The sequence below is a fragment of the Nonomuraea monospora genome (assembly GCF_039531895.1).
Classification (GTDB): Bacteria; Actinomycetota; Actinomycetes; order Streptosporangiales; family Streptosporangiaceae; genus Nonomuraea; species Nonomuraea monospora.
Genome location: NZ_BAAAQX010000008.1, coordinates 135,553 through 155,287, shown reverse-complemented (window position 1 = coordinate 155,287; position 19,735 = coordinate 135,553). Strand labels below are relative to the sequence as shown.

12 protein-coding genes are annotated in these 19,735 nt (G+C 74.1%); 2 read left to right on the top strand and 10 right to left on the bottom strand.

Translation table 11 applies throughout. The features are described from left to right. Positions 1 to 69 precede the first annotated feature (69 nt). Complete coding sequence (locus tag ABD331_RS17840) at positions 70 to 708, top strand: hypothetical protein (protein ID WP_344476007.1); 639 nt, start codon at positions 70 to 72, stop codon at positions 706 to 708. On the opposite strand, the gene ABD331_RS17835 is transcribed toward ABD331_RS17840, so the two are convergent. From ABD331_RS17835 to ABD331_RS17805, 7 genes are all read right to left on the bottom strand, one after another. Beyond that, positions 651 to 1,199: a hypothetical protein gene (locus ABD331_RS17835; RefSeq protein ID WP_344476004.1), complete on the bottom strand. Its 549-nt coding sequence runs from the start codon at positions 1,197 to 1,199 to the stop codon at positions 651 to 653. The genes ABD331_RS17840 and ABD331_RS17835 overlap by 58 nt on opposite strands. Beyond that, a complete protein-coding gene (locus ABD331_RS17830; protein WP_344476002.1) occupies positions 1,192 to 1,716 on the bottom strand; it encodes a hypothetical protein in 525 nt (174 codons plus the stop codon). Before ABD331_RS17830 ends, ABD331_RS17835 begins: the two co-directional genes overlap by 8 nt. A 27-nt stretch (positions 1,717 to 1,743) precedes the next feature. After that, positions 1,744 to 12,207, bottom strand: a complete 10,464-nt coding sequence (locus ABD331_RS17825) for a WXG100-like domain-containing protein (protein WP_344475999.1) — start codon at positions 12,205 to 12,207, stop codon at positions 1,744 to 1,746. 11 nt (positions 12,208 to 12,218) lie between these two features. Beyond that, positions 12,219 to 12,560, bottom strand: a complete 342-nt coding sequence (locus ABD331_RS17820) for a hypothetical protein (RefSeq protein ID WP_344475997.1) — start codon at positions 12,558 to 12,560, stop codon at positions 12,219 to 12,221. Continuing rightward, positions 12,557 to 12,961, bottom strand: coding sequence for a YbaB/EbfC family nucleoid-associated protein (locus ABD331_RS17815; RefSeq protein ID WP_344475995.1), 405 nt, complete (start codon positions 12,959 to 12,961; stop codon positions 12,557 to 12,559). Before ABD331_RS17815 ends, ABD331_RS17820 begins: the two co-directional genes overlap by 4 nt. Positions 12,962 to 13,051: 90 nt before the next feature. Continuing rightward, on the bottom strand, positions 13,052 to 13,459 hold the full coding sequence (locus ABD331_RS17810; RefSeq protein ID WP_344475993.1) for a hypothetical protein: 408 nt from the start codon (positions 13,457 to 13,459) through the stop codon (positions 13,052 to 13,054). After that, positions 13,456 to 14,343, bottom strand: a complete 888-nt coding sequence (locus tag ABD331_RS17805; protein ID WP_344475992.1) for an SseB family protein — start codon at positions 14,341 to 14,343, stop codon at positions 13,456 to 13,458. The genes ABD331_RS17810 and ABD331_RS17805 overlap by 4 nt, the downstream gene beginning before the upstream one ends. Positions 14,344 to 14,426: 83 nt before the next feature. On the opposite strand from ABD331_RS17805, the gene ABD331_RS17800 reads away from it, so the two are divergent. Beyond that, on the top strand, positions 14,427 to 14,801 hold the full coding sequence (locus ABD331_RS17800; RefSeq protein ID WP_344475990.1) for an STAS domain-containing protein: 375 nt from the start codon (positions 14,427 to 14,429) through the stop codon (positions 14,799 to 14,801). Between the two features lie 2 nt (positions 14,802 to 14,803). Here the strand turns inward: ABD331_RS17800 and ABD331_RS17795 are convergent, their stop codons facing one another. The 3 genes from ABD331_RS17795 to ABD331_RS17785 are packed head-to-tail and all read right to left on the bottom strand — an operon-like array spanning position 14,804 to position 19,730. Further along, entirely contained in the window at positions 14,804 to 15,898 is a 1,095-nt protein-coding gene (locus ABD331_RS17795) for a hypothetical protein (protein WP_344475988.1), read from the bottom strand. After that, positions 15,895 to 18,576: an AAA family ATPase gene (locus ABD331_RS17790; RefSeq protein ID WP_344475986.1), complete on the bottom strand. Its 2,682-nt coding sequence runs from the start codon at positions 18,574 to 18,576 to the stop codon at positions 15,895 to 15,897. The genes ABD331_RS17795 and ABD331_RS17790 overlap by 4 nt, the downstream gene beginning before the upstream one ends. Continuing rightward, complete coding sequence (locus ABD331_RS17785; protein ID WP_344475984.1) at positions 18,573 to 19,730, bottom strand: metallophosphoesterase family protein; 1,158 nt, start codon at positions 19,728 to 19,730, stop codon at positions 18,573 to 18,575. The genes ABD331_RS17790 and ABD331_RS17785 overlap by 4 nt, the downstream gene beginning before the upstream one ends. Positions 19,731 to 19,735 lie beyond the last annotated feature (5 nt).

Genomic DNA, 19,735 nt, shown 5'->3' with positions numbered 1-19,735 from the left:
GCGGCAGCGGTCCCGCACCATCGGACCCGTCCGAGACCTCCAGAGACGGGACCGATGATGAGACTGCTGATGAGACTGCGCAGCCTTGGGTACGCCCTCGCCGTGGCACTCGTCGCGCTCGCCGCCTCGGCCGGCCCGGCCGGGGCGGAGGCGGTGACGCTGAGCCAGGTCTGGGGGACGCCCGGCACGGTGGTCAAGGCCGCCTTCACGAAGGGGAGCTGCCCCGCCGGCCACACCGTCCGATGGGACAGGACGGAGCTCGACCTGCTGGAACCGGCCTCCTCGGGGGTGGCGCGCTTCACGGTGCCGAAGGCCGCCTCCTACGGGCGGCACCTCGTCACGTTGTCGTGCCCGTCGGAGAAGCTCACCGGCGAGCGGACGTTCATGCTGGTCGAGGTGACGGCGGCACGCACCATGGCGGAGGCGGGAGGCGAGCTGAAACTGCGCGGCAGGGGGTTCTTCTGCCCGGACGACCGTACCGCGCCCGCCCGGGTGGCACTCGCGCTTCCTCGACGGCTACCAGCTCACGCGGTGGAGCCGGCGGGTGTGGCTGGCGGTCGTCGCCGTGGCCGGGTTCGCGTTCGTGCACGTGGTCTACGCCGATCAGGCGGAGAAGGCCATGGGGCTGGACTGGCCCGCCGTGGGGACGGTCAGGAGGCGGCGTCACCGGCGTGCAGGCGCCGGAAGCCGGCCAGGCTCTGGCGGTAGAAGGCGAGGTCGCTCTCCAGCTTCGCCCTGGTGAAGCGGCCCGGCTCGGCGTCACGCGCCGCCGTGCCCAGCTCCGTCCAGAACGCGTCCGGCGGCGGCTCGCCTCCTTCCTGAAGGAACTTCAACGCCTCGGCTACGGCGTCGGCGGCGAAGCTCCAGTCGGCGACCACGGCGTGGAACCGCTCCTGGTCCGGCGACGGGTCGGCGGCGAAGAGCAGGCCGCCTTCCAGGGCCCGGCTCGCGTACGTGGCGCCGACCAGTACCCACTGGCCGGCGTCCAGCAGCTCGGACACACCCGTGCCGAACGTCGCACCCGCCCGCTTGGCCGTCTGCTCCGCCTCGTACGGAACCAGCACCTCCACCCCACCTGCCTGCACCAGCCAGCCGTCCGGGGACTCGGACACCGAGGCCTGTGCCGACCCGTCGGGGACGACCAGGTCGAGGTACAGGTGCGCCTCGATGAGGGAGCGCGCCCGGCCGGGGTCAGGCATGACGGGCTGCCAGGTCGCGGTAGGTGTCGCGGACGATGAGCAGCCGTTCGAGCTGGAACCGGCCGGGCTCGGCCGCCCGCACCTCGCGGCCGCGCTGCGACCAGAACCCGTCGTCGGGCACCTCGTCGGCGCCCGGCGGGATGAACTTCACGACCTCCTCGACCGCCGCCGTCGCCACCGACAGCGTGCGGTGCGCCTCGGCCTCGTCGTCCACCGGCACGTTGCCCGCCGTCAGGTCGGCCACCCACAGCCACTCCCCCGCGTCGAGCAGCTGCGACGGCTCCGTGCCGCCGAACGTCGGGTAGCCCGACGGCATGACCGGCCGGTCCGGGACGCCGAACAGGTACTCGCGCGGGCTGCCGCAGGTCTCGCAGGTGCCGGAGTAGCGGTTGGCCAGGCCGCCGCCGGCGCTGACCAGGCCGCTGTCCCAGGTCGTCTCGACCGAGCCGCACGTGCACGGGTGCAGGTCGAGGTAGAGATGTGCTTCATCCCTCGTCCGCGCTACCGCGAAGGTCATGTCCGTCCTCTCACTCGAAGGTTCTTATCATGCCCACGCCGCTTGGCGGTCGGTGCCCGCTCCGGTGCGGGGGCCGTCTGTGCCCGTCTTCTTGCGGCGGCCGCACACGCACGGGCCGTCCTCGGGGCACAGGCACTTTTCCTCCCGCTCGGGCGGGTGCCAGCCGGTGCCGTTGGCGAGGGTGCGGGCGCGGTTCCAGCGCGCCTGCCGGGCTCCTGGTCTGGGGTCGGCGAGCAGTCGGGCCAGGTCGGCGGCCAGGGGGGCGGGGACGAGGTGCAGGGGGACGGTGGCCGCCACGTCGTGCAGGACGCCGAGCCGGGCGGGGCGTTGGGCGTGTGTGGCGGCGCGGACCTGGCGGACGGTCTCGTGCAGGGCGGCGACGGCCGCGTGCTGCTCGGGGTTGAGGCCGAGCGCCGCCGCCAGGGCGCCGGCGGCGGTGGCGGCTGCGGTGCGCTCGTTCGCGCCGATGGTGCGGCTCTCGTTCACCTGGAACGTCAGGAGGTGTGCGTTCTCCTGACCCACCCGGCCGTTCTCCTGCCTTGTGGGGGTGGCTGGGCGGATCTCGACGGGGATGGGCGGGCGGCCGGGGATCTCGATGTCGAGCAGGCCGGGGCCGTACGTGCGGGCGCGGGCGCCCATGAGCGCGGCGGCCCTTGCGACCGCGTCGGCGGCGGCCACCTCGGGGAGCGTCGGTCTGGTGCGTAGTGCGGCGAGGTGCTCGGGGGCCAGGTCGCCCGCTCTGGCCAGCGCGACGAGTTTCGCCGCCGCACCCGGCTGGCCCTCGGCCAGGCCTGCCTTCTCGGCCTCGGCCCGGATGGCGGTGGTGAGGTCGGCGGTGGTGGGCCGTGCGCCGCTGAGGGCCTCGGCGAGGGTGCGCGGTGCAACCGGGTGACCGCTGAGAGCCTCGGCGAGGGTGCGCGGTGCGGCCGGGTGACCGTTGAGCGCCTCGGTGATCGGGCCCACTGCGGCCGGGTGGCCGTTGTGTGCGGCCGGGGCGGCCGGGTCGCCGTTGAGCGCTTCCGCGAGAGTGGGGGTGGACGGCACACCGGACAGGGCGTCGATGAGGCCGCGAAGCCTGGCCAGCGTCGCCGGATCCGGCAAGCCGGTGGCGTCCGTCGCACCTGCGGGCATGCCTGCAGCGCTCGTCGCACCCCCGGACGCGCCCACTCCACCCGTCGAGCCCGGTGGAGCGGCCGGTGGGCGGGATTGCCACGGCGGAGGCGGCGGGGTGTGCCCGCGGCGTTCGATGTCGGCGGCGAGCGCGTCGATGGCCGCCGCGATCCGCTCCCTGGCCTGCGGATCGGCGCTCCCCCGCCACTTCCGCGACAGATGCGCGTGCTCGTCCAGCCGCGGCGTCAGGCAGTGATCGGTGCCTTCCTCGAGTGGCGACAGGGCATTCCGGACGGGGCCCTGTGCCCGGCCCGCCACCTGCGCGGCCCGTTCCTGGGCGAGGTGGGAGATCTCGTGCACCAGCACCGACGACACCACGTGCGGGTCCACGCGCGGCCCGATGCGCATCACGTGCGGGTCCTCCGCGGTGCCCGCCCGGAGCTGGGTGCGCCCGACGAGCCCCGGCCCCGGGTCCTCCGCCAGGACGCTGACGTGCTGGTCGACCGTCCCCGGGAGCTGGATGACGAGAGTGTTCTGGCCCGTCCAGCGGAGGTTGGCGACGGCGCCGCCGAAGTCGGAGGCGGAGACGTCCTGGGCGCGGATCTCGGCGACCGTCAGGTCCGGGACGTCTTCGGGGCGGGCCGACGCGGAGAACGGGCTGTCGGGAAGCTCCGGTGAGGTGACGGACGGCGCGCCCGGCGCCGCCCCCGGGCCGGTCCCCGCCGCCGGACCCTGGCCCGTGCCTTGGAAGGTGCTGCCGCCGGCGGGCGCATGCGCCGCCCCCGCATCGGACATCTCCCACACCGGCCGCGGGTCCGCGGGCAGCGCGTTCCTGCGTGCGAGCTCCCCCGCCACCTGCTCGGTGAAGGTGCCGGACACGGTGGAGTTCAGGAAGACGTCCCGCAGGTCCACCCTGTGCTCATCGGCCGCCGCGAGGATGTGCGGCGGCAGCGTGGCGAACGCCTCGGCGAAGCCGCCGTCGGGCGTCTCGCTGCGCACGCTGCCGTCGAAGCCGACCAGGTACCGGTGCAGCCCGTCCGACTCCCGCACGTGCACCCTGGCGACCTCGCCCCGCGCGCGGGCCGCGACCCGCGCGTCCTCCATGATCTGGACGAGCCCCGTGCGGCCGGAGCCGGGGTGGAAGCGGAAGGTGGGCACCCCGTCGAGGGAGACGGGGGTGTGCAGGCCGGCCTCCATCCTGGCGTGCAGTTCGTTGAGCTCCTCGCCGAAGAGGGCGATGAGGGCCGTGCCGCCGGTGGCGGCCGGTACGCGGACGACCTCGCTGCCCGGCCGGACGTTGCCGTCGCGGTGCCGTTTGACGCGTTCGAAGGTCAGGTCGTAGTCCACCCTGACGCGCACGGTGTAGAGCTTGCCGGTCTCGAACATGCTGCGCTCGCGGCGCGCGCCCTGGTGGGCGCCGGCGCTCTGGGACGACTGCGCGCCCGCCCAGGCGTTGTAGCCGAAGCCGAGCACCTTGAAGCCGGACCCGGCGGACATGCCGACGGGCAGGACGTGGCCGCGGGAGACGGACATGTTCTGCGCGTCGGCCTTCCTGTCCACCTCGCCCTTCTCGCCCTCGTACGGCCCTGCCACGACGGTGAGGTCCGACATGCGGGCCTTGACGGTGACGTCCACGCCCTGGTTGCGGAACACCGGCTGGACGGTGTGCGGCAGGACGTCGCCGTCGCGGCCCGCCACCCGTTCCAGGCCGGTGATGAGGCCGGAGTGCGACAGCCAGGCGGACAGCGCGCCCGCCCGCTCGGCGACGGCGGCGTGGCCGATCATCTTCGTGAGCCGGCGGGTGATGGCGTCGTAGAGCGTGGGCCGGCCCGGGTCCTCGGTGAGCACTTCGGGGAAGTGGCCGGGCTCCAGCTCCACCTGGCGCGGGTCGATGACGACGGTTGCCTTGCCGGGGTCCTGGTCGGCTCTGCGCACCATGTCGCTCGGCAGGCCGCGCTGCAGCTTGACGCCGTACTCGCGGGTGACCGCGGCGCGCCTGCGCCGGATCCAGGCGGTCGCCGACCTGACCCTGGAGGCCGTGCCTGGCAGGCGCCGTTCGAACGGGACCGGCCGCACGCGGGCGGGCCTGGTCTCGACCTCGATGACGAGCCGCATGTCCTGCTCGACGGTGGTCATGCCCTGGAACCTGGCCAGCCGCTGCAGCCGCATCCTGTTGTCGTTGACGGTGCTGGAGAAGGAGCGGGTGCGCTTGGTGGACAGCCCGCTCTTCATCTCGTCCTGGCTGTCGCTGTCGCTGTAGTCGAGGCCTACCGAGTAGGAGCCGGAGTACGACTCGGTGTGCGAGGCCTCCTTGCCGCGGTAGCGCTGGATGATGACGCCGTCCTCGTCGGTCTCGTCCACCAGCACGGCCTTGCGCGGGTCGGCGCCGGGGGCGTGCTCCAGCCGCACGCGGACGGTGACCACCTGGACGGAGTCGAGGTCTGCTCCGGTCTGCACGTCGTACTCGCGCTCGAACCCGCGCCGCGACCACATCTCGTCGATGTGCACCTGCGGCCTGGTGCCGTTGAGGTCGGTCCTGATCTGGCGGCGCAGGTTCGGCGTGGCGTCCACGGCGCCCGGCACGGCGGCGTCGACCGCGTTCAGCACCTCGTCCATGACGTTGACCGCGTTGCCCTGCGCGTCGTTGACGACGAACGCCTGCGGCATGCTCATGCCCATGCCGTCCTCGTACTGCGGGGCGATCACGACGTTCCTGAGCCGGTCGTTGAGGGCTCTGGCGGCGTTCAGCACCCGCTGGAGCCTGTTCACCGTGGTGGCGGGGGCGGCGTTCGCCGCCGCGGTGGCGGCGGTGACGGTCTGGCCGAGGTCCGCGACCTTCTGGAGGGCTTCGAGCAGCTTCTGGGGCGTGTGTCCTGTGCCGAGTCCGAGGTCCTCGCCGCGGGCCAGCGCCGCGGTGCGGGCCTGGACGTACTGCATGACGAGCGGCACCGCGAGGGTGCGGTGCAGCTTCATGGTGCCGTTCAGGAAGCGCTCCATCGCGTCGGCCACGACGGGCAGCGGCAGCGTCAGGTCGCCGGCGGCGTACAGGCGCAGCGCGTCGTGCTCGGGGACGGTGAACAGGCCGTTGCCGTGGCTGCGGAGCCGGCCGCCCTTCCAGGTGCCGACGTCCTGCCCGATCGGGGTGGCGTGCTTGGCGCGCAGCTTCACCACGACGTCCACCGGCACGTGGAAGCGGTACTTGCGGCCGACGGAGATGCCCAGGAACTCGGTGCCCCAGACGGCCACGAGCGCGGTCGCCAGCGCCTTGACCCGGGAGCGGGACGGCAGCGAGAGCGAGCCGGAGTCGCTGGTCGTGCCGCCGTCGTCGGCGTCGGCGAGGCTGTTCATCAGGCCGAGCACGATGTTGTTGGAGCCGCCCCAGGACACGCCGGCGCTGCGCAGGGCGAGCAGGATGCGGCCGGTCACCGAGTCCACGACGTCCAGGAACCGGGCCTCGCCGAGCTCGCCGCGCACCTCCAGGGACAGGCGCGTGGGCGCGACGCCGCCGGGGTCGAGCACGAGGTCGTCGGTGACGGGGCCCTCGAACAGGTGGGCGGCGAGGTGGTGCCTGCTCAGGACGGGCCAGAGCTGCACCAGCGGCGCCACCTTGCCCCGCAGGACGCGCGGCAGCACGCTCCAGATCTTCTTGATGTCGCCGAGTTCGCGACCGCCGTCGAAGTGCTCCAGCGTGGACAGCTCCATGAGCTGCTGCGACGGCTTGCCCATCGGCCCGGCGAAGCGCGGGCCGCCGTCGCGGGGCATCATGTCGCCGGGCACCATCAGCAGGGGGTTGACGGCGCGCGGCTGGACGAGCGGCCGGACCTTGCCGTTGTGCACCAGGTTGACCTCGATCGTCGCCTTGGTGGCGAGGCCCGCGGTGAGCTTGTCCTTGCCGTCCTCCTCCATGCCGACCTTGTTGACCATGCTGGAGGTGCTGGTGCCGGCCGAGTACGTCCGGTCGCCGCCGGCGTTCGGGCCCGTCTTGTGGGTGACGCCGTCGTGCCCCTCCTCCGGGCCGTCCTTCTTGACGACCGAGGCGCCGCCGGCGAACGTCCGCGACCGGTTGATGCCCCGCCCGGAGGTGTCGCTGGCGATGTCGAGGTGCGTGCGCACCTTGTTGACCAGGCCCTTGGGGACGCCCCGGCTGCTGAAGTCCTGCCGCACCACGATCTGCAGCGCGTACAGGCCGGGGGTGGCGTTGACGCCGTGCAGGTGCAGCGGGATGAGCACGCCGCTCTGCGCCATCTGGTCGAACCCGCTGCGGACCGGGCTCTCCTCCAGGTGGGCGGCGACCTCGTCCTCGTTCATCTGCTGGGCGGCGCGGATGAGGTCGTTGCGGTGGTACTGGCGCACCCCGTTCACGACCTTGGCCACCAGGCCCAGCTCGGCGAGCTGGTCCAGCACCTCGTCCTTGAGCCCGTCCAGCCCCTCGACCTCGCGCACGTCGGTCGGGCCCGCGCCGCGCATCTGCTGGGCGCCGTCGCCGAGCCACTGCGGCAGCTCGGTCCTGCGCCCCTGGACGGACTGCCGCCGGGGCGAGTCGCGCAGCACCGGGTTGCCGTCGGCGTCGAGCTTCGGCTTGCCGTTCTCCATGACGACCGTGTCGCCCGGGGCGGGGTCGCCGGCCAGGAGGGCGTCCAGCACCTGCTGGCGCAGCAGCAGCTCCGTGTCGTAGGGCCCCAGCTTCTGCGGCTGCTCGCCCGGCCGCTCCACGGTGAACGTGACCATGGCCACCTTGCGGTAGGCCTGCGAGATCCCGGCCCGCTTGTCCACCTGCGGGTGCACGGCCACCTCGTTGGCGGAGGACGAGGACGACTGCGCCGCCGGCTTGCTGCCCTTGACCTCGGGCGTGACCGAGTCGGGGTGGTAGTCGCCCGCCGGTCCGAGCACGTCCATGCCGTTCAGCGCCGTGTGGTTGAGCCCGACGGAGCCGTGGCCCTCCAGCGACCCGCCGTGCTCGGTCCTGGTCGGGGACGTGGCGGTCTCGGTGAGCACCTCCTCCTCCAGCGCGTCGGCGGTCCACCCGCCGACCATCCGGGTCTCCCGCGTCACGATCTCGGCGGTGGCCGTGACGCGGACGTCGGGCCGGCCGTTCACGGCGAGGTTCACCGTCAGGCCGGTGTCCAGCACCTGCCGGAAGCGCGCCTGCATCTCCTGGGTGACGAACTTGCGCAGGTCACGCCGCGCGTTCGTGCCGATCTCGGTGTAGTCGCCGCCGAGCGCGGCGGCCAGCGCGTCGAGCGCCGCCTCCAGGCCGGTCATGCTGATGACCTCCTGGTTGGGCGGCTTGGGGCGCTGCTTGTCCGCGTCGAGCGTGACCGGGCCGCGCGAGGTGCGGTCGGCGTAGGAGTGCCACACCCAGATCCGCTGGGTGGAGGTGTCGCCGGGGCCGCCGGAGCTGACGGTGCCCGCCGGGCTCCACTCCCCCTTCTTTCCTGTACGCACCTCCACCGTCCAGGTGGCGGCGGCGTCGTACAGCATGGACTCCTTGCGGTTGTCGGCGACGGAGCCGCCCTGCTCGAACATGCTGCCGCCGCCGGAGGCCGACCAGCTCCGCCCGGCGCTCGCCCCGACGCCGACGGCGAACATGTCGCCCGCCGCCCTGGCCCAGGTGCCCTCCTGCAGCAGCGGCGTCAGCACGCTGCTGCTGAAGTCGCCCGAGACGCCGGCGCCGCCGGACGCGGTGGCGGTGTAGCCCTGGCCGGTCTCGTAGAACATGCCGACCGTCACCTGGGACGCCTTCACCCCCGGATCGAGCACCTCGACCAGGTCGGAGAGGGTGAGCTGGAGCCGCACCTCGGCCGCCTTCTTGCCCCAGCCGGCGCTCAGCACCAGCCCGTCGCCCGCCACGACCTTGTGGAAGTCGGCGCGGATGTGGTTCTCCAGCTCGTCCGGCGTGTACCGCTTGGCGACGCCCCTGCGCTGGAGCTGCTCGTTGACGTGGTCGGTGAGCGCGTCGAGGTGGGCCAGCCGGCCGGTGGGCATCGACTCCGGCAGGGAGAAGTCGCTGGGCAGCGCCTTGGCCAGGGCCTCCAGGTACCGATCGTGCGCCTGCCTGACCTCGTTCGCGGCGGACGCGGCGAGGGCGGCCACGCCCAGCTCGCCGGGGGCCGGGGCGGGGGCGTTCGGCAGCGCCGCGAGCAGCCGCGCGTACCGCTCGTACGCCTTCCTGGCCTGGGTCGCCTCGTGCAGCGTGGCGTTGTACGCGGCGGTGATCCTGGTGTGCCTGCCCTGCTTGTCCCTGAGGCTGTCGGCCTCCGCCTCGGCCGTGTCGGCCCGCAGCGCCGCGCCGCTGTCCTGCTCCTTGCGTGCCTGCCTGGCCTTCTTGGCGGCTTCGCGGGCCTGCTCGCCGGCCTCCTTCGCGCTGTTCTTCCTGCCGTCCCGCAGCTCCTTCAGCGTCTTCTCGGCGTCCGCCAGCCTCGCGGCCAGCTCCCGCACCTGCTCGGGGCGCGGGTCGGCGCCGAGCCTGGGCGGCTGGAGGCTGGGCCGCGCGGTCCGCGGGCCCGCCGCCCAGGGTGGCGGCGGCGGTGTGACGCCCCGGGCGCGCAGATCGTGCAGGACGCCGTCGATGTCCACGGCCAGCAGGCGCTTGCCGGGCATCGTCTGCGCCTGGTGCCACTTCTCCGTCAGGTACACCAGTTCGTTGAGCCGGGCGGCCACGCACTCGTCGCCCGCCGGGCGGGTGGCCGCGCCGGGCAGCATCCGGCGCAGCACGCCCTGCCTGCGGCCGCCCTGGTCGGCGGCCACGTGCTGCAGCGTGTCGGTGATCTCGTGCAGCCAGACCCGGCCGAGCTGGTCGTCGGCGATGCGCGGCGCGAAGGTCACCACGTGCGGGTCGGTGGCGGTGCCCGACCTGACGTCGGTCTGCGCCATCGTCCGCTGGCCGCGGTCGCCGACCACGGCGCGGAAGTGGTGGGTGCCGTTCGCGGTGCGGACCGTCAGGAGGTCGCCGGACCAGGAGACGTCCTCCACCTCCTGGACGCCGTGCTGGAAGTGCGCTGGGCGGACGTCGGCCGTGCCCTGCTTGATCTCGTCCGTGGTGAGGTCGGCCGGGCGTCCGCCGTCGGTGACGTAGCGGGTGCCGGGGATCTGCTGGGACGTCACGGTGCCGGGCGCGCTGGTGTGGGCCGACGGGGGTTGGAAGCCGGCGGCCGTGTCGGCCGACAGCCCGTCGTCGGCCGCCGCGATCAGCAGGAGCGCGGCGGCGTCCACCGTCAGGTCGGCCTGGGTCGCGACCTGGGTGGCGCGGGCGTCGAGCGCCCTGCGGATGCCGGTCATGGTGGCGTCCGACAGGACGCGGTGGCGGCCGTCGGAGCGGGGGATGATCACCTGGCCGTTGGGGCCGATCACCGCGAGGGGGAAGGTGGTGGCCAGGGCCTCCAGCAGCGCCGCCCTCGCCCTGAGCGGGGCCGGGGCGCTCGTTGGCACGGGGTTGCTCGCCGGGGACGTGCCGGGGTCCGGGTCGGTGGGGAGGTCGGCGGTCTGGGTCGCGGTGGTGTCGTCCGCCTGGGTGGGGAGTGCGGCGTCCGCGTCGGGCTGCTGGTCCGGCGCGGCGTCGGGCTGCGGGCCGGGGGCGGTGTCCGGCTCGGGCGCGGCGTCGGGCTGCTGGCCGGGGGTGGTGTCGGCCTGCTGGTCCGGCGCGGCAGTGGGTTGCTGGTCCGGGGCGGCGTCGGGCTGCTGGCCCGGGGTGGTGTCGGCCTGCTGGCCGGGCGCGGTGTCGGGCTGCTGCTGGGGGACGGTGTCCGGCTCGGGCGCGGCATCGGCCTGCTGGCCCGGGGCGGCGTCGGCCTGCTGGCCCGGGGCGGCGTCGGGCTGCTGCTGGGGCGTGGCGTCCGCCTGCGGCTGCGGGGCGGCGTCCGGGGCCGCCTGCGCGTCGGAGGGCGCGGCTTGAGGGGCTGGAGCGGTGTCCGTGTCCGAGCGCGGCGTCGTGCCCCGCCGGTTCTCCACGTCCGGCTGCTGGTCCGCGTCCACCTCCTCGTCCGAAGGCTGCCCGGCGGACGGCTGGTCCGGGGACGACGCCGGACGGCGGGTGGAGACGTCCACGTCCGGCATCCCAGGCCGGGTGCCCTGAGCAGCGGCGCCCGCCGGGGCGGGAGCGGCCGAGGTGCGCCCGGACGAGACGGTGACCGGTTCGGGGGCGCGCACGGCGGTGGCGGGAGCGGCGGGCTGGTTGCCGTCCGGCCCGGCGGGAGCGCCGCCCGGCGTGTTGGAGGGACCACCGGAAGGCCCGCCACCCGCGCGGGACGCGTCGGCGCGGGCCGCCGCGTCGTGCGCCGAGGCGAGCGTGGACAGCGGATGCGCCAGCGCCGTGACCACGTCCGGGTTGAACGGGCTGATGCTCCCGGTACGCCCCACACCGCCCATGAAGGCGCCCATCATGGAGTCGGCGGTGAACGGGTTCTGGTACTGCCCGTACACCACCGCGTTGCCGAGGAAGCTGCCCACCGGCGAGGCGATCACGTTCGTCAGGCCGGTCGTCAGCGCGCGGCCGGTGAAGCCGGGCACGACCTGGGTGACGCGGGAGACGGGCCCGGCCAGCACGGTGCCGGCGCCCGCGCCGCCGCCGGCGCCGATGCCGGTGGCGGCGAGCTGCCGCCAGTCGAGGTCCTTGCGGGTGCCCATGTCGATCTGCTGCTTCTGGGCCCAGAAGTCGATGACGAACTCTTCGCCGATCTCCTCGATGAGCTCCTTGCCGAACGGCGAGGCCAGCAGCCGCACGATGAGGCCGCGCCCGGTGGCGCCGCTCAGCGCGGCGACCCTGGCCAGCCGGGTCGCGCCGATCTCCCGGCCGGCCATGGCGGCGAGCCTGACCAGGATGCGGCTGATCGCTGCTCTGGCCGCGGCCGCGTACGGGCCGACGAGGGCGGTGGAGGCGCCCGCGCTGAAGAAGGCGACGATGAGCGCGATGGCGATGGCGATGACGGTCACCCAGAACGCCACGTTGATGGAGAGTTTGGAGTACTGGGTGTCCCTGGCGAAGTTGCTGGCCTGCTGCGCGAAGGCTCTGGCGTTCCTGCTCACGCCGGCGATGCCTTTGTCGGCGCCGTACAGGTCGCGGGCGCGGTTGACGAACTTGCTGGTGGCGGGGGCGGCCCAGCCGGTCACGATGGCGCGCGCTGCGGTGCCGGCGGGCTCGGCCGACTTGACGCTGTTGTCGGACAGCCCCGCGTACGAGCGTGCCAGCGAGGACAGGCCGCTCTCGGTGGCGTCCGGCCACTTCTGGCCGGCGGACAGCATGGGGATCAGCCAGCGGACGACCCAGTCCGGCAGTTGCTCGGTCTCCCAGACAGGCTGGACGTCGGCGTCGATGCCGACGACTTCGTGCTGGGCCGAAACCGCACTGTTGTTGGTGCGGGGGCCGACGTCGCCCTGGTGCGCCATGAAGCCCTTTTTCAGACTTCGCGCGTCATGCGCGTGAGATCGTGGTCGATGTCGGCGTCGGTCTGCCGGGTGTTGTCGATGGCCTGGCGCAGCCGGTCACCGACGTCCACGATCTCCTCGGCCAGCCGCTTGCACTGCGCGATCATCTCGGTGGGCCCCCCGTCGCTGAAGTGCGCACGCAGGAACGCCTCGCCTTCCGCGCCGACGCCCCACGGCGCCGCGGCCAGGCGTTCCTCGATCTCGGCGGCCAGCTTGGGCAGCTCCCTGCTGACCTCCTCGGCGGTGGTGGACCAGGCGGAGATGCCCCGGTCGACGGACTTGGCGATGAAGGCGCCGTCCCAGTTCCCGTTCACCGGCTGCCTCCCATGTCCTCGGCGAGCCTCGACAGGACGGTTTCGACGTCGCCGTCGAGGTGCGCCTTGAAGGCGTCGGGCGGGATCACCGGCTCGAAGATCTCGATGACGCGCCGCTGGGCCGCCTCGGCGGCCCTGTGCGCGGTCTCGGCGATCGTGTCGGCCAGCGCGCGTGCGTCGGGGCGCCGGTAGATGCGCGGGTCGAGGTCGAGCCGGATCAGCTCGCCGCGCGCTCCGACGGTGACCGAGACCAGGCCGTCACGGGAGGTCTCGGTGGCTTGGACGGCTTTGGCCTTGGCATGCAGCTCCAGCCCGTCGTCCTGCAGCCGGGTGAACATCTCGCGTAGTTCGTCCGCGTACGCCCGCATCGCCGCCACATCGGGCCGCTCCGGTGACCCCATAACCCCCTCGCGACATTTCCGCCGTGTTACGCCACACCTGCCTTACGTGTCAGTTTCCGTCACATGAACACCAGGAAACAAGGTCTTAGCCTAAAAGTGATGATTTTGGGCGGTGATCTGCACGCTCTCCTCGCGGAGGTCCGTGACCTCCGGCCGGGGCGCCCAGGCCCGCCACACGCCCCGCTCCACCCGTTGCAGCCCCAGCTCGCGCGCGGTGTTGACGGACCCGCCGAGGTATTCGAGCAGCAGCAGCCCGTCCCGCTCGTCGTGCACCTGGAACGGCTCGCCGCGCCAGCGGCACACCACGGTGAGGAACCGCAGCCACTCGCACTCGGTCACGGGGACGGTGCGCACGTGGCAGCCGGGCTCGACCGGCTCGAAGCCGTCCAGCGGATCGGCGCTGCGCAGGCGTACCCACAGCTCCAGGGCGTGCGGCTCGGGGCTGGCGGGGAAGTCGGCGCCGCGCCAGCGGGCGCGGTAGGAGTGCCAGGAGGTCATGAACGCCTTCCGATCAGCAGCCAGCGCCGCAGGTCGCCGTGGTAGATGGCCCGGCGCTGCTCGGTCCCCTCATGGGTGAGCTCCCAGATCTCGGCGCCGTGGGGCAGGCCGACGCCGTTGACCTTGTATTCGCGGATGACGTTGTCGACGCTGGGCGCCAGCCCCATGCCGAAGAACGGCGGCTCCTCGACCACCCAGCCCGCGACGGCGTCCCTGCCCTGCTCGTCGGTCCCCCCGTACGGCGTGCGGTAGAGCTCCAGGCCGACAGGACGCCAGCGCAGGATGTTCAGCGACCCGCTCCCCGTCAGCAGGCCGGGGCCGCCCAGGGCGGCGGCGAGCACCGCCGGGGTGGCGATGTGCGAGACGTCGAGCGCGTGGTGGCAGTAGCCGGACACCCTCGGCTCGGCGGTCATCAGCAGCTCAGGGATGTCGCCCGCCGCGAGCAGCTTCTGCACCACGGGCACCCCCGAGCCGGGGGCGAGCCGCAGGTCCTGCACCAGCGTGGGCACGGCGAGCCGGGCCACCGTCCCCGGCTCCAGCAGGAACGACACCCGCAGCCCCGGGTTGACGGCCAGCCCCCAGCGCGGGTCGGGCCAGCCGGCGGCCAGCTCGGTCAGCGTGGCGACCCGGCAGTGCGTCGCGGCCCCGCCGGAGGCCAGCCGCATCGCCTCGACGGAGGTGAAGGCCAGCAGCCAGGTACGCCCGTCCGCGGCGGCCGTCGCCCAGGCGGGCGCCTCGGTCCCCTCCGCGGCGGCGGCGGTGATCGGCAGCGCGAGCTCGGTCTCACGCAGCAGGCTCAGGCACAGGGCCTGCCGCCCGTCGCGGTGCGCGGCCCACAGCCGCTCCTCGAACGGGCCGGCCGGTGGTTGATCATCGGCAGTCATCCGCCCATTTTGTCCTGTTCGCCGCGTACGTAGCGACGCCGGAGGGTTGCTCCCGGTTCGCATCGGGCTGACGATGGAAGGACATGACCGGACAGCGCGAATCCGCCCGGCGGTTCACCGTCTCGATCGGCCTGCACGGCAGCCTGATCGTGGCCCACGCCAGCGGCGACCTCGACTACCGATGCGCCGACCTGCTGCACCGGCAGGTCGCGGACGCCTGGCAGGTCGCGCCCTCCGTGGGGCTGGTGCTCGACCTCGGCGGCCTGACGTTCTGCGACTCCATGGGGATCGGCGCGCTGGTGCTGCTGCTCAACCAGAGCCGCGCGCAACGCTCCCCGCTGGTCCTGTCGAACCTGCCCGCCCGGGTGGAGCGCATCCTGTCGCTCAGCGGGCTGCGCGACTTCTTCCACGTCGAGGCGTCGGTGGAGGCGGCGATCCAGGCGGCCCGCGGTCTGTGAGATCAGCTCACCGGCACGGGCCGCCCCCGCCGGGCGGCGGCGGCGCGCAGGGCTCGGTAGAGGAGGCGGGCGTCGCCCAGCCGGTGGCGCAGCAGCCGCTCCAGGCCGCCGATCGGGACGAGGTTCTGCGGGGCGCGCGGGTCCTTGTAGTCGACGCCCGCCAGGGGCGGCAGGGCGTGGGTGACCGAGTCGGCCAGGCTCACCAGCGCGTCGAGGCCCAGGTCGGCGCTCGCCTCGCAGCGGACGACGCCCGACCACGGCATCCCTGAGGGGGCGGGCAGCCGGACGTACCAGGCGTGGCGGCGCCAGCTCGTCCCCATGAGGAAGATCGGGGTCCGCTGCCCTGGTCCCAGCCGCGACACGGTGGCGGCCTGCGGGGACGGGAGGTAGGCGGTGTGGTGGGTCTTGATGTAGCCGACGGTGCGGGGCAGGTGGGTGCGGCCCCGTAGCGGGCCGTCCACCAGGAGGAGGTCGTCCTCGGCCGACTCGGCCCTGTGCTGGATCGCCAGGTCCACCTCCAGTTGGGTGAGGTGGCTCTGCAGCGCCAGGATCAGGTCGTCCATGCCGGGGCGCGGGGCGCGGCGGGCCCGGTAGCGGGCGGCGGTGGTGGTGATGTCGGCCGCGTGCGGGGACGCGCTGAACAGGGCGTGGCTCACCTCGACGGCGGCCAGGCGGGCGGGGGTGCCGGGGGCGCAGCGGACGATCCCGGCGGCGCAGGACGCGGCGATCCCGGGCGAGGGTTCGCCGCCGCCGGGCTCGGCGTACGCCGGCGTGGGTTCGCCGCCGGACTCGGCGTACGCCGGCGTGGGTTCGCCGCCGGACTCGGCGTACTCCGGCGTAGGCCCGGCGCCGGACTCGGCGTCGCCCGGCGCGTACGTCCACAGGCGGGCGTCGATGCGGCGGACGCCGTCGGCGATCAGCAGCGCCTCGGGCGGGGCGGTCCTGGGATCGGGCGTGACCGGGCGCCACCCGGCGGCGGGCAGCTCGACGTCCAGGTCCAGCTCCGCGCTGGTGGCGTCCAGCTCGGCCAGCGCCTCGGCGTTAAGCGCGGCCGTGTACCCGGGATCCCACGGGTCCACCGTGAACGCGGTTGTCACGCCATCACCCTGTGCAGGTGTGATCCCTTGGCGTCCCGCCGCACCTCGAAGCGCACCGGGATGCGATCGGCCAGCGCGGGCACGTGCGTGACCACGCCGACCATGCGCTCGCGCCCACCGGCCAGGCGTTCCAGGGTGGCGGCGACCGTGTCGAGGGTGGCCGGGTCGAGGCTGCCGAAGCCCTCGTCAAGGAAGAGCGAGTCGAGGCTGCGCGCCGCCGTCGCCGACAGGCCCGCCACCTGGTCGGACAGCGCCAGCGCCAGGGCGAGCGCCGCCTGGAACGTCTCGCCGCCCGACAGGGTACGGGCGTTGCGGCGCAGGCCCGCCTCGGCGTGGTCGATGACCTCGATCTCGTTCCTGGCGCCGAGAGCCAGCTCGTACTGGCCGTCGGACAGCTCGCGCAGCGTACCGGAGGCGGCGGTGACGAGCAGGTCGAGCGCCTCCGTGCAGAGCCAGCGTTCGAACGCGTCGGCGCGCAGGCACTGGGCCAGCTCCTTGGCGACCCTGGCCCGCTCCTCCTCCGTCCTGGCCCGCTCGTCCAGCTCCCTGGCGGTGGCGCGGTTCTCCCGCACCCTGGCCAGGTGTGCCTGCGCCTGGGCTGTGGCCGCGACCACCAGCTCGCCCAGCCGTGCGCCGTCCGGGGTGGCGGTGGTTCCCGGGACGTCCACGCCGTGTGCCGTCAGGTGCTCGACCACGGTGGACCACAGCTTGCGGGCGTGGTGTTCCGCCTGCGCCACTTGCTCGTCGCCCTTGGTCAGTGCCGCCCGTTCCTGGACGGCGGTGGTGTCGCGCCAGGTGAGCAGGCTCGTCCAGGCGTGGTGGAGGTCGTCGCGGGTCAGGGGCGGCGCGCCGAGGGGGACCACCGTGTCGCGGGCGGACTCCAGGTCGCGCCAGAGGCGGTCGGTTCTGCGGGTCAGCTCGTCGGCGCGGCGGTGGGCGGTGGTGAGGCGGGCTCGGGCGTCGCGGGCGGCCTGCCGCAGCTTGGCGGCCCGCCGCTCCGCCGCCCGGACGGCCGCGAGCCGCCCCTCCAGGTCGTCACGATCGACTCCTGGCGGCAACGCGGTCACGTCGGGAACGGCGCCCTCGACCAGATCGGCCGCCCGGTCGCCCTTGGCGTGCTGAGCCGGATGGGCGGCCCGGTCGCCCTCGGCGTGCTGAGCCAGATCGCCCACCCGGTCGCCCTCGGCGTGCTGAGCCGGATCGCCCACCCGGTCGCCCTCGGCCTGCTGAGCCAGATCGCCCGCCGGGTCGCCGGTGGTGTGCTCGGGCAGGACGGCCGCCAGGTGGCGGGCCGTGCGGGTGGCGCGTGCGGTCAGGTCGCGGGCCGTGCGTTCGAGGTGGCGCAGCTCGGTTGCCGCCTCCGTGCGGCGGTTGCGGGCCTGCTCCGCCTCCTTGCGGCAGGCCTTGACGTGCCGTTCGGCGGCCCGCAGGTCGGCCGAGGCGGGATGGTGCGGCAGCCGTTCGACGGGCCGCAGGCACGTGGGGCACTCCTGCCCGACGACCAGCCGCCGCGCCAGCCCGGCCCCCGCGTGGGCGTCACGCAGCCGCTCCCCCGCCTCCTCGGCCTCGGCGAGCGCCGCTTCGAGGGCGCGGGCGCGCTCGGCGAGCGGTTCGAGCCCCGCCCGCGTCAGATCGGCCCGCTCCTGGAGGCCCCGCAGCTCGGCGACGACGCGTTCGTGCTCATCGAGGGTCCTGAGCCGGTCGACCAGCACGTCGGGATCGTCGAGCGCGGCCAGGTCGTCCTCGGCCCGCTGCTCCTCCGCCTCGGCCGACTCGACGTCGGACGCGTGGTCGCGCACCTCGGCCGCCGCCGCGCGCACGTTCTCCGCCAGGGTGGGCACCTCGGCGGGCATGGCGAGCGCGGCCAGCGCGGCGACCCGCAGCCGGGCGGCCTCCCGCTCCCCGGTGAGGCGGCGGATCTCCTCGGCCGAGTCCCTGAGCGCGTCCAGGTCGCCTCTGACCTGCTCGTCGAGGGTGCGGAGCGCGGCCAGCCGGGCCTGGGCCGCCTGTTCGGCGGCCTCATCGGCGTCGGCGAGGCGGGCCAGCCGCTCGCGGGCGAGCGTGGCGGCCTGCGCGGCGCCGCTCTCCTCCTGGACGGCGCGCTGCCTGACCCGTTCGTAGACCTCAGCGTCGAGGAGCTGCACCAGCAGGTCCTGGCGTTCGCGCGGCTGAGCGTGCAGGAACTCGGCGAACCTGCCCTGCGGCAGCACCACGCACTGGGTGAAGAACTTGTACTCCAGCCCGGTGACCCGCTGCACCTCGGCGGTGACGGCGGCGCCCTCCGCGACCGGCCGGGCGACGGCGCTCATCAGCTCGTCCAGCGGGGCCGTCGCCGGGACGGACGTCACCAGCTCCTCCAGGCGGGCCTCGGCGGTGTGCACCTTGCCCTTGGCGTCCCGTTTCAGCGCGCGGACCACGGCGTACCGGCGGCCTCCCGTCTCGAAGACCAGCGCCACCTTGGCGGCGACGGCGGACGGGGCCAGGGCGTGCGCGATGACGTTCTCCCTGCCCCAGCGGGGTACGGTGCCGTACAGGGCGAAGCAGATGGCGTCGATCAGCGTGCTCTTGCCCGCGCCCGTCGGGCCGACGAGGACGAAGTAGTCGACGTCGGAGAAGTCGACCGTGACGGGCTCGCGGAAGCTGCCGAAGTCGTCCAGGTGGAGCCGCAGCGGCCTCATGAGCCGGTCACCTCCTCGTGCAGCCGGTCGAACAGGGCGGCGACCTGGTCGTTGTCGCGTCCGGCGCCCGTCAGGTAGTCGCGGAACAGCTCGCGCGGCCCCCGGGCGGCGGCGCCGGCCGCCGGGGTGCGGCGGGGGTCGCGTACCGGCTGGAAGCGCTCGTGCACGGTCACCTCCAGCGCCGTCGGCAGGATCTCGCGGACGGTGTCGGCCAGCCCCGGGCGCGGCTTCTCGGCCACGATCACGCGCAGCCAGGTCTCGGTGAGGCCGGCGGCCATGGCCTCCAGCTCCTCCAGCGTGCCCGTCCTGGTGGCCAGGGGGCGGGCCGAGGAGATCGTCGCCTCGCGCACCACGGCGGGGCGGCCCGGCTCGACGGTGACGAGCAGCGCGCCGGGCGTGTTGTCCTCCTCGCCGAAGTCGACGGCCAGCGGCGAGCCGCTGTACCAGATGGGGCACGGGCCGGGGATCTGCTGGCGGCGGTGCAGGTGGCCGAGCGCGGCGTACTGGGTGGTGGCGGGGAACGCCGTGGGCTCGAAGTAGTAGGAGAAGATCGACTGGGCGCGGCGCTCGCCGCCGCCGAACCGGCCGCTGGGCAGCGTGCCGTGGGTGGTGACGAGGTTGACGGTGCCGGCCTCGAAGCCGGTGGTGAGCGCCTGGACGAGCTCGGCGACGCGGGCTGCGTAGTCGCGGTTGTGCTCGGCGGGGGTGCCGGTGAGCACGTCGGCGGCGCGCACGACGTACCGGTGCGACAGGAAGGGGAGCACGGCGAGCCGCACGGGCTCGCCGGAGCGGGCCGTGAACGCGAGCGCGCCGCCCTGGTCGGGGCGGCGGAACGTGCCGGCGACGTGGATGCCCAGCTTGCCGAGTATCGGCCGGTACACCTCCAGGAGCTGCGGGTTGTCGTGGTTGCCCGCCAGCACCACGACGTCACGGCCGCCCTCGCGCAGGGCGAGCACCGCGTCCAGCACCAGCGCCTGCGCCTCGGGGGTGGGGGCGGAGGTGTCGAAGAGGTCGCCCGCCACGATGACGGCGTCCACGTCCTCCTCGCGGGCCAGCGCGACCAGCTCGCGCAGCACCGCGCGGTGCTCGTCGAGGCGGTGGCGGCCCTTCAGTACCTTGCCGACGTGCCAGTCGGCGGTGTGCAGGATCTTCATGCGAA

Bases quoted from the DNA above. Each gene is read 5' to 3' on its own strand.
- ABD331_RS17835 (WP_344476004.1), bottom strand. From the start codon at position 1,199: ATGCCTGACCCCGGCCGGGCGCGCTCCCTCATCGAGGCGCACCTGTAC.
- ABD331_RS17830 (WP_344476002.1), bottom strand. From the start codon at position 1,716: ATGACCTTCGCGGTAGCGCGGACGAGGGATGAAGCACATCTCTACCTC.
- ABD331_RS17805 (WP_344475992.1), bottom strand. From the start codon at position 14,343: ATGACTGCCGATGATCAACCACCGGCCGGCCCGTTCGAGGAGCGGCTG.
- ABD331_RS17790 (WP_344475986.1), bottom strand. From the start codon at position 18,576: ATGAGGCCGCTGCGGCTCCACCTGGACGACTTCGGCAGCTTCCGCGAG.
- ABD331_RS17825 (WP_344475999.1), bottom strand. From the start codon at position 12,207: ATGGCGCACCAGGGCGACGTCGGCCCCCGCACCAACAACAGTGCGGTT.
- ABD331_RS17785 (WP_344475984.1), bottom strand. From the start codon at position 19,730: ATGAAGATCCTGCACACCGCCGACTGGCACGTCGGCAAGGTACTGAAG.
- ABD331_RS17800 (WP_344475990.1), top strand. From the start codon at position 14,427: ATGACCGGACAGCGCGAATCCGCCCGGCGGTTCACCGTCTCGATCGGC.
- ABD331_RS17815 (WP_344475995.1), bottom strand. From the start codon at position 12,961: ATGGGGTCACCGGAGCGGCCCGATGTGGCGGCGATGCGGGCGTACGCG.
- ABD331_RS17840 (WP_344476007.1), top strand. From the start codon at position 70: ATGAGACTGCGCAGCCTTGGGTACGCCCTCGCCGTGGCACTCGTCGCG.
- ABD331_RS17810 (WP_344475993.1), bottom strand. From the start codon at position 13,459: ATGACCTCCTGGCACTCCTACCGCGCCCGCTGGCGCGGCGCCGACTTC.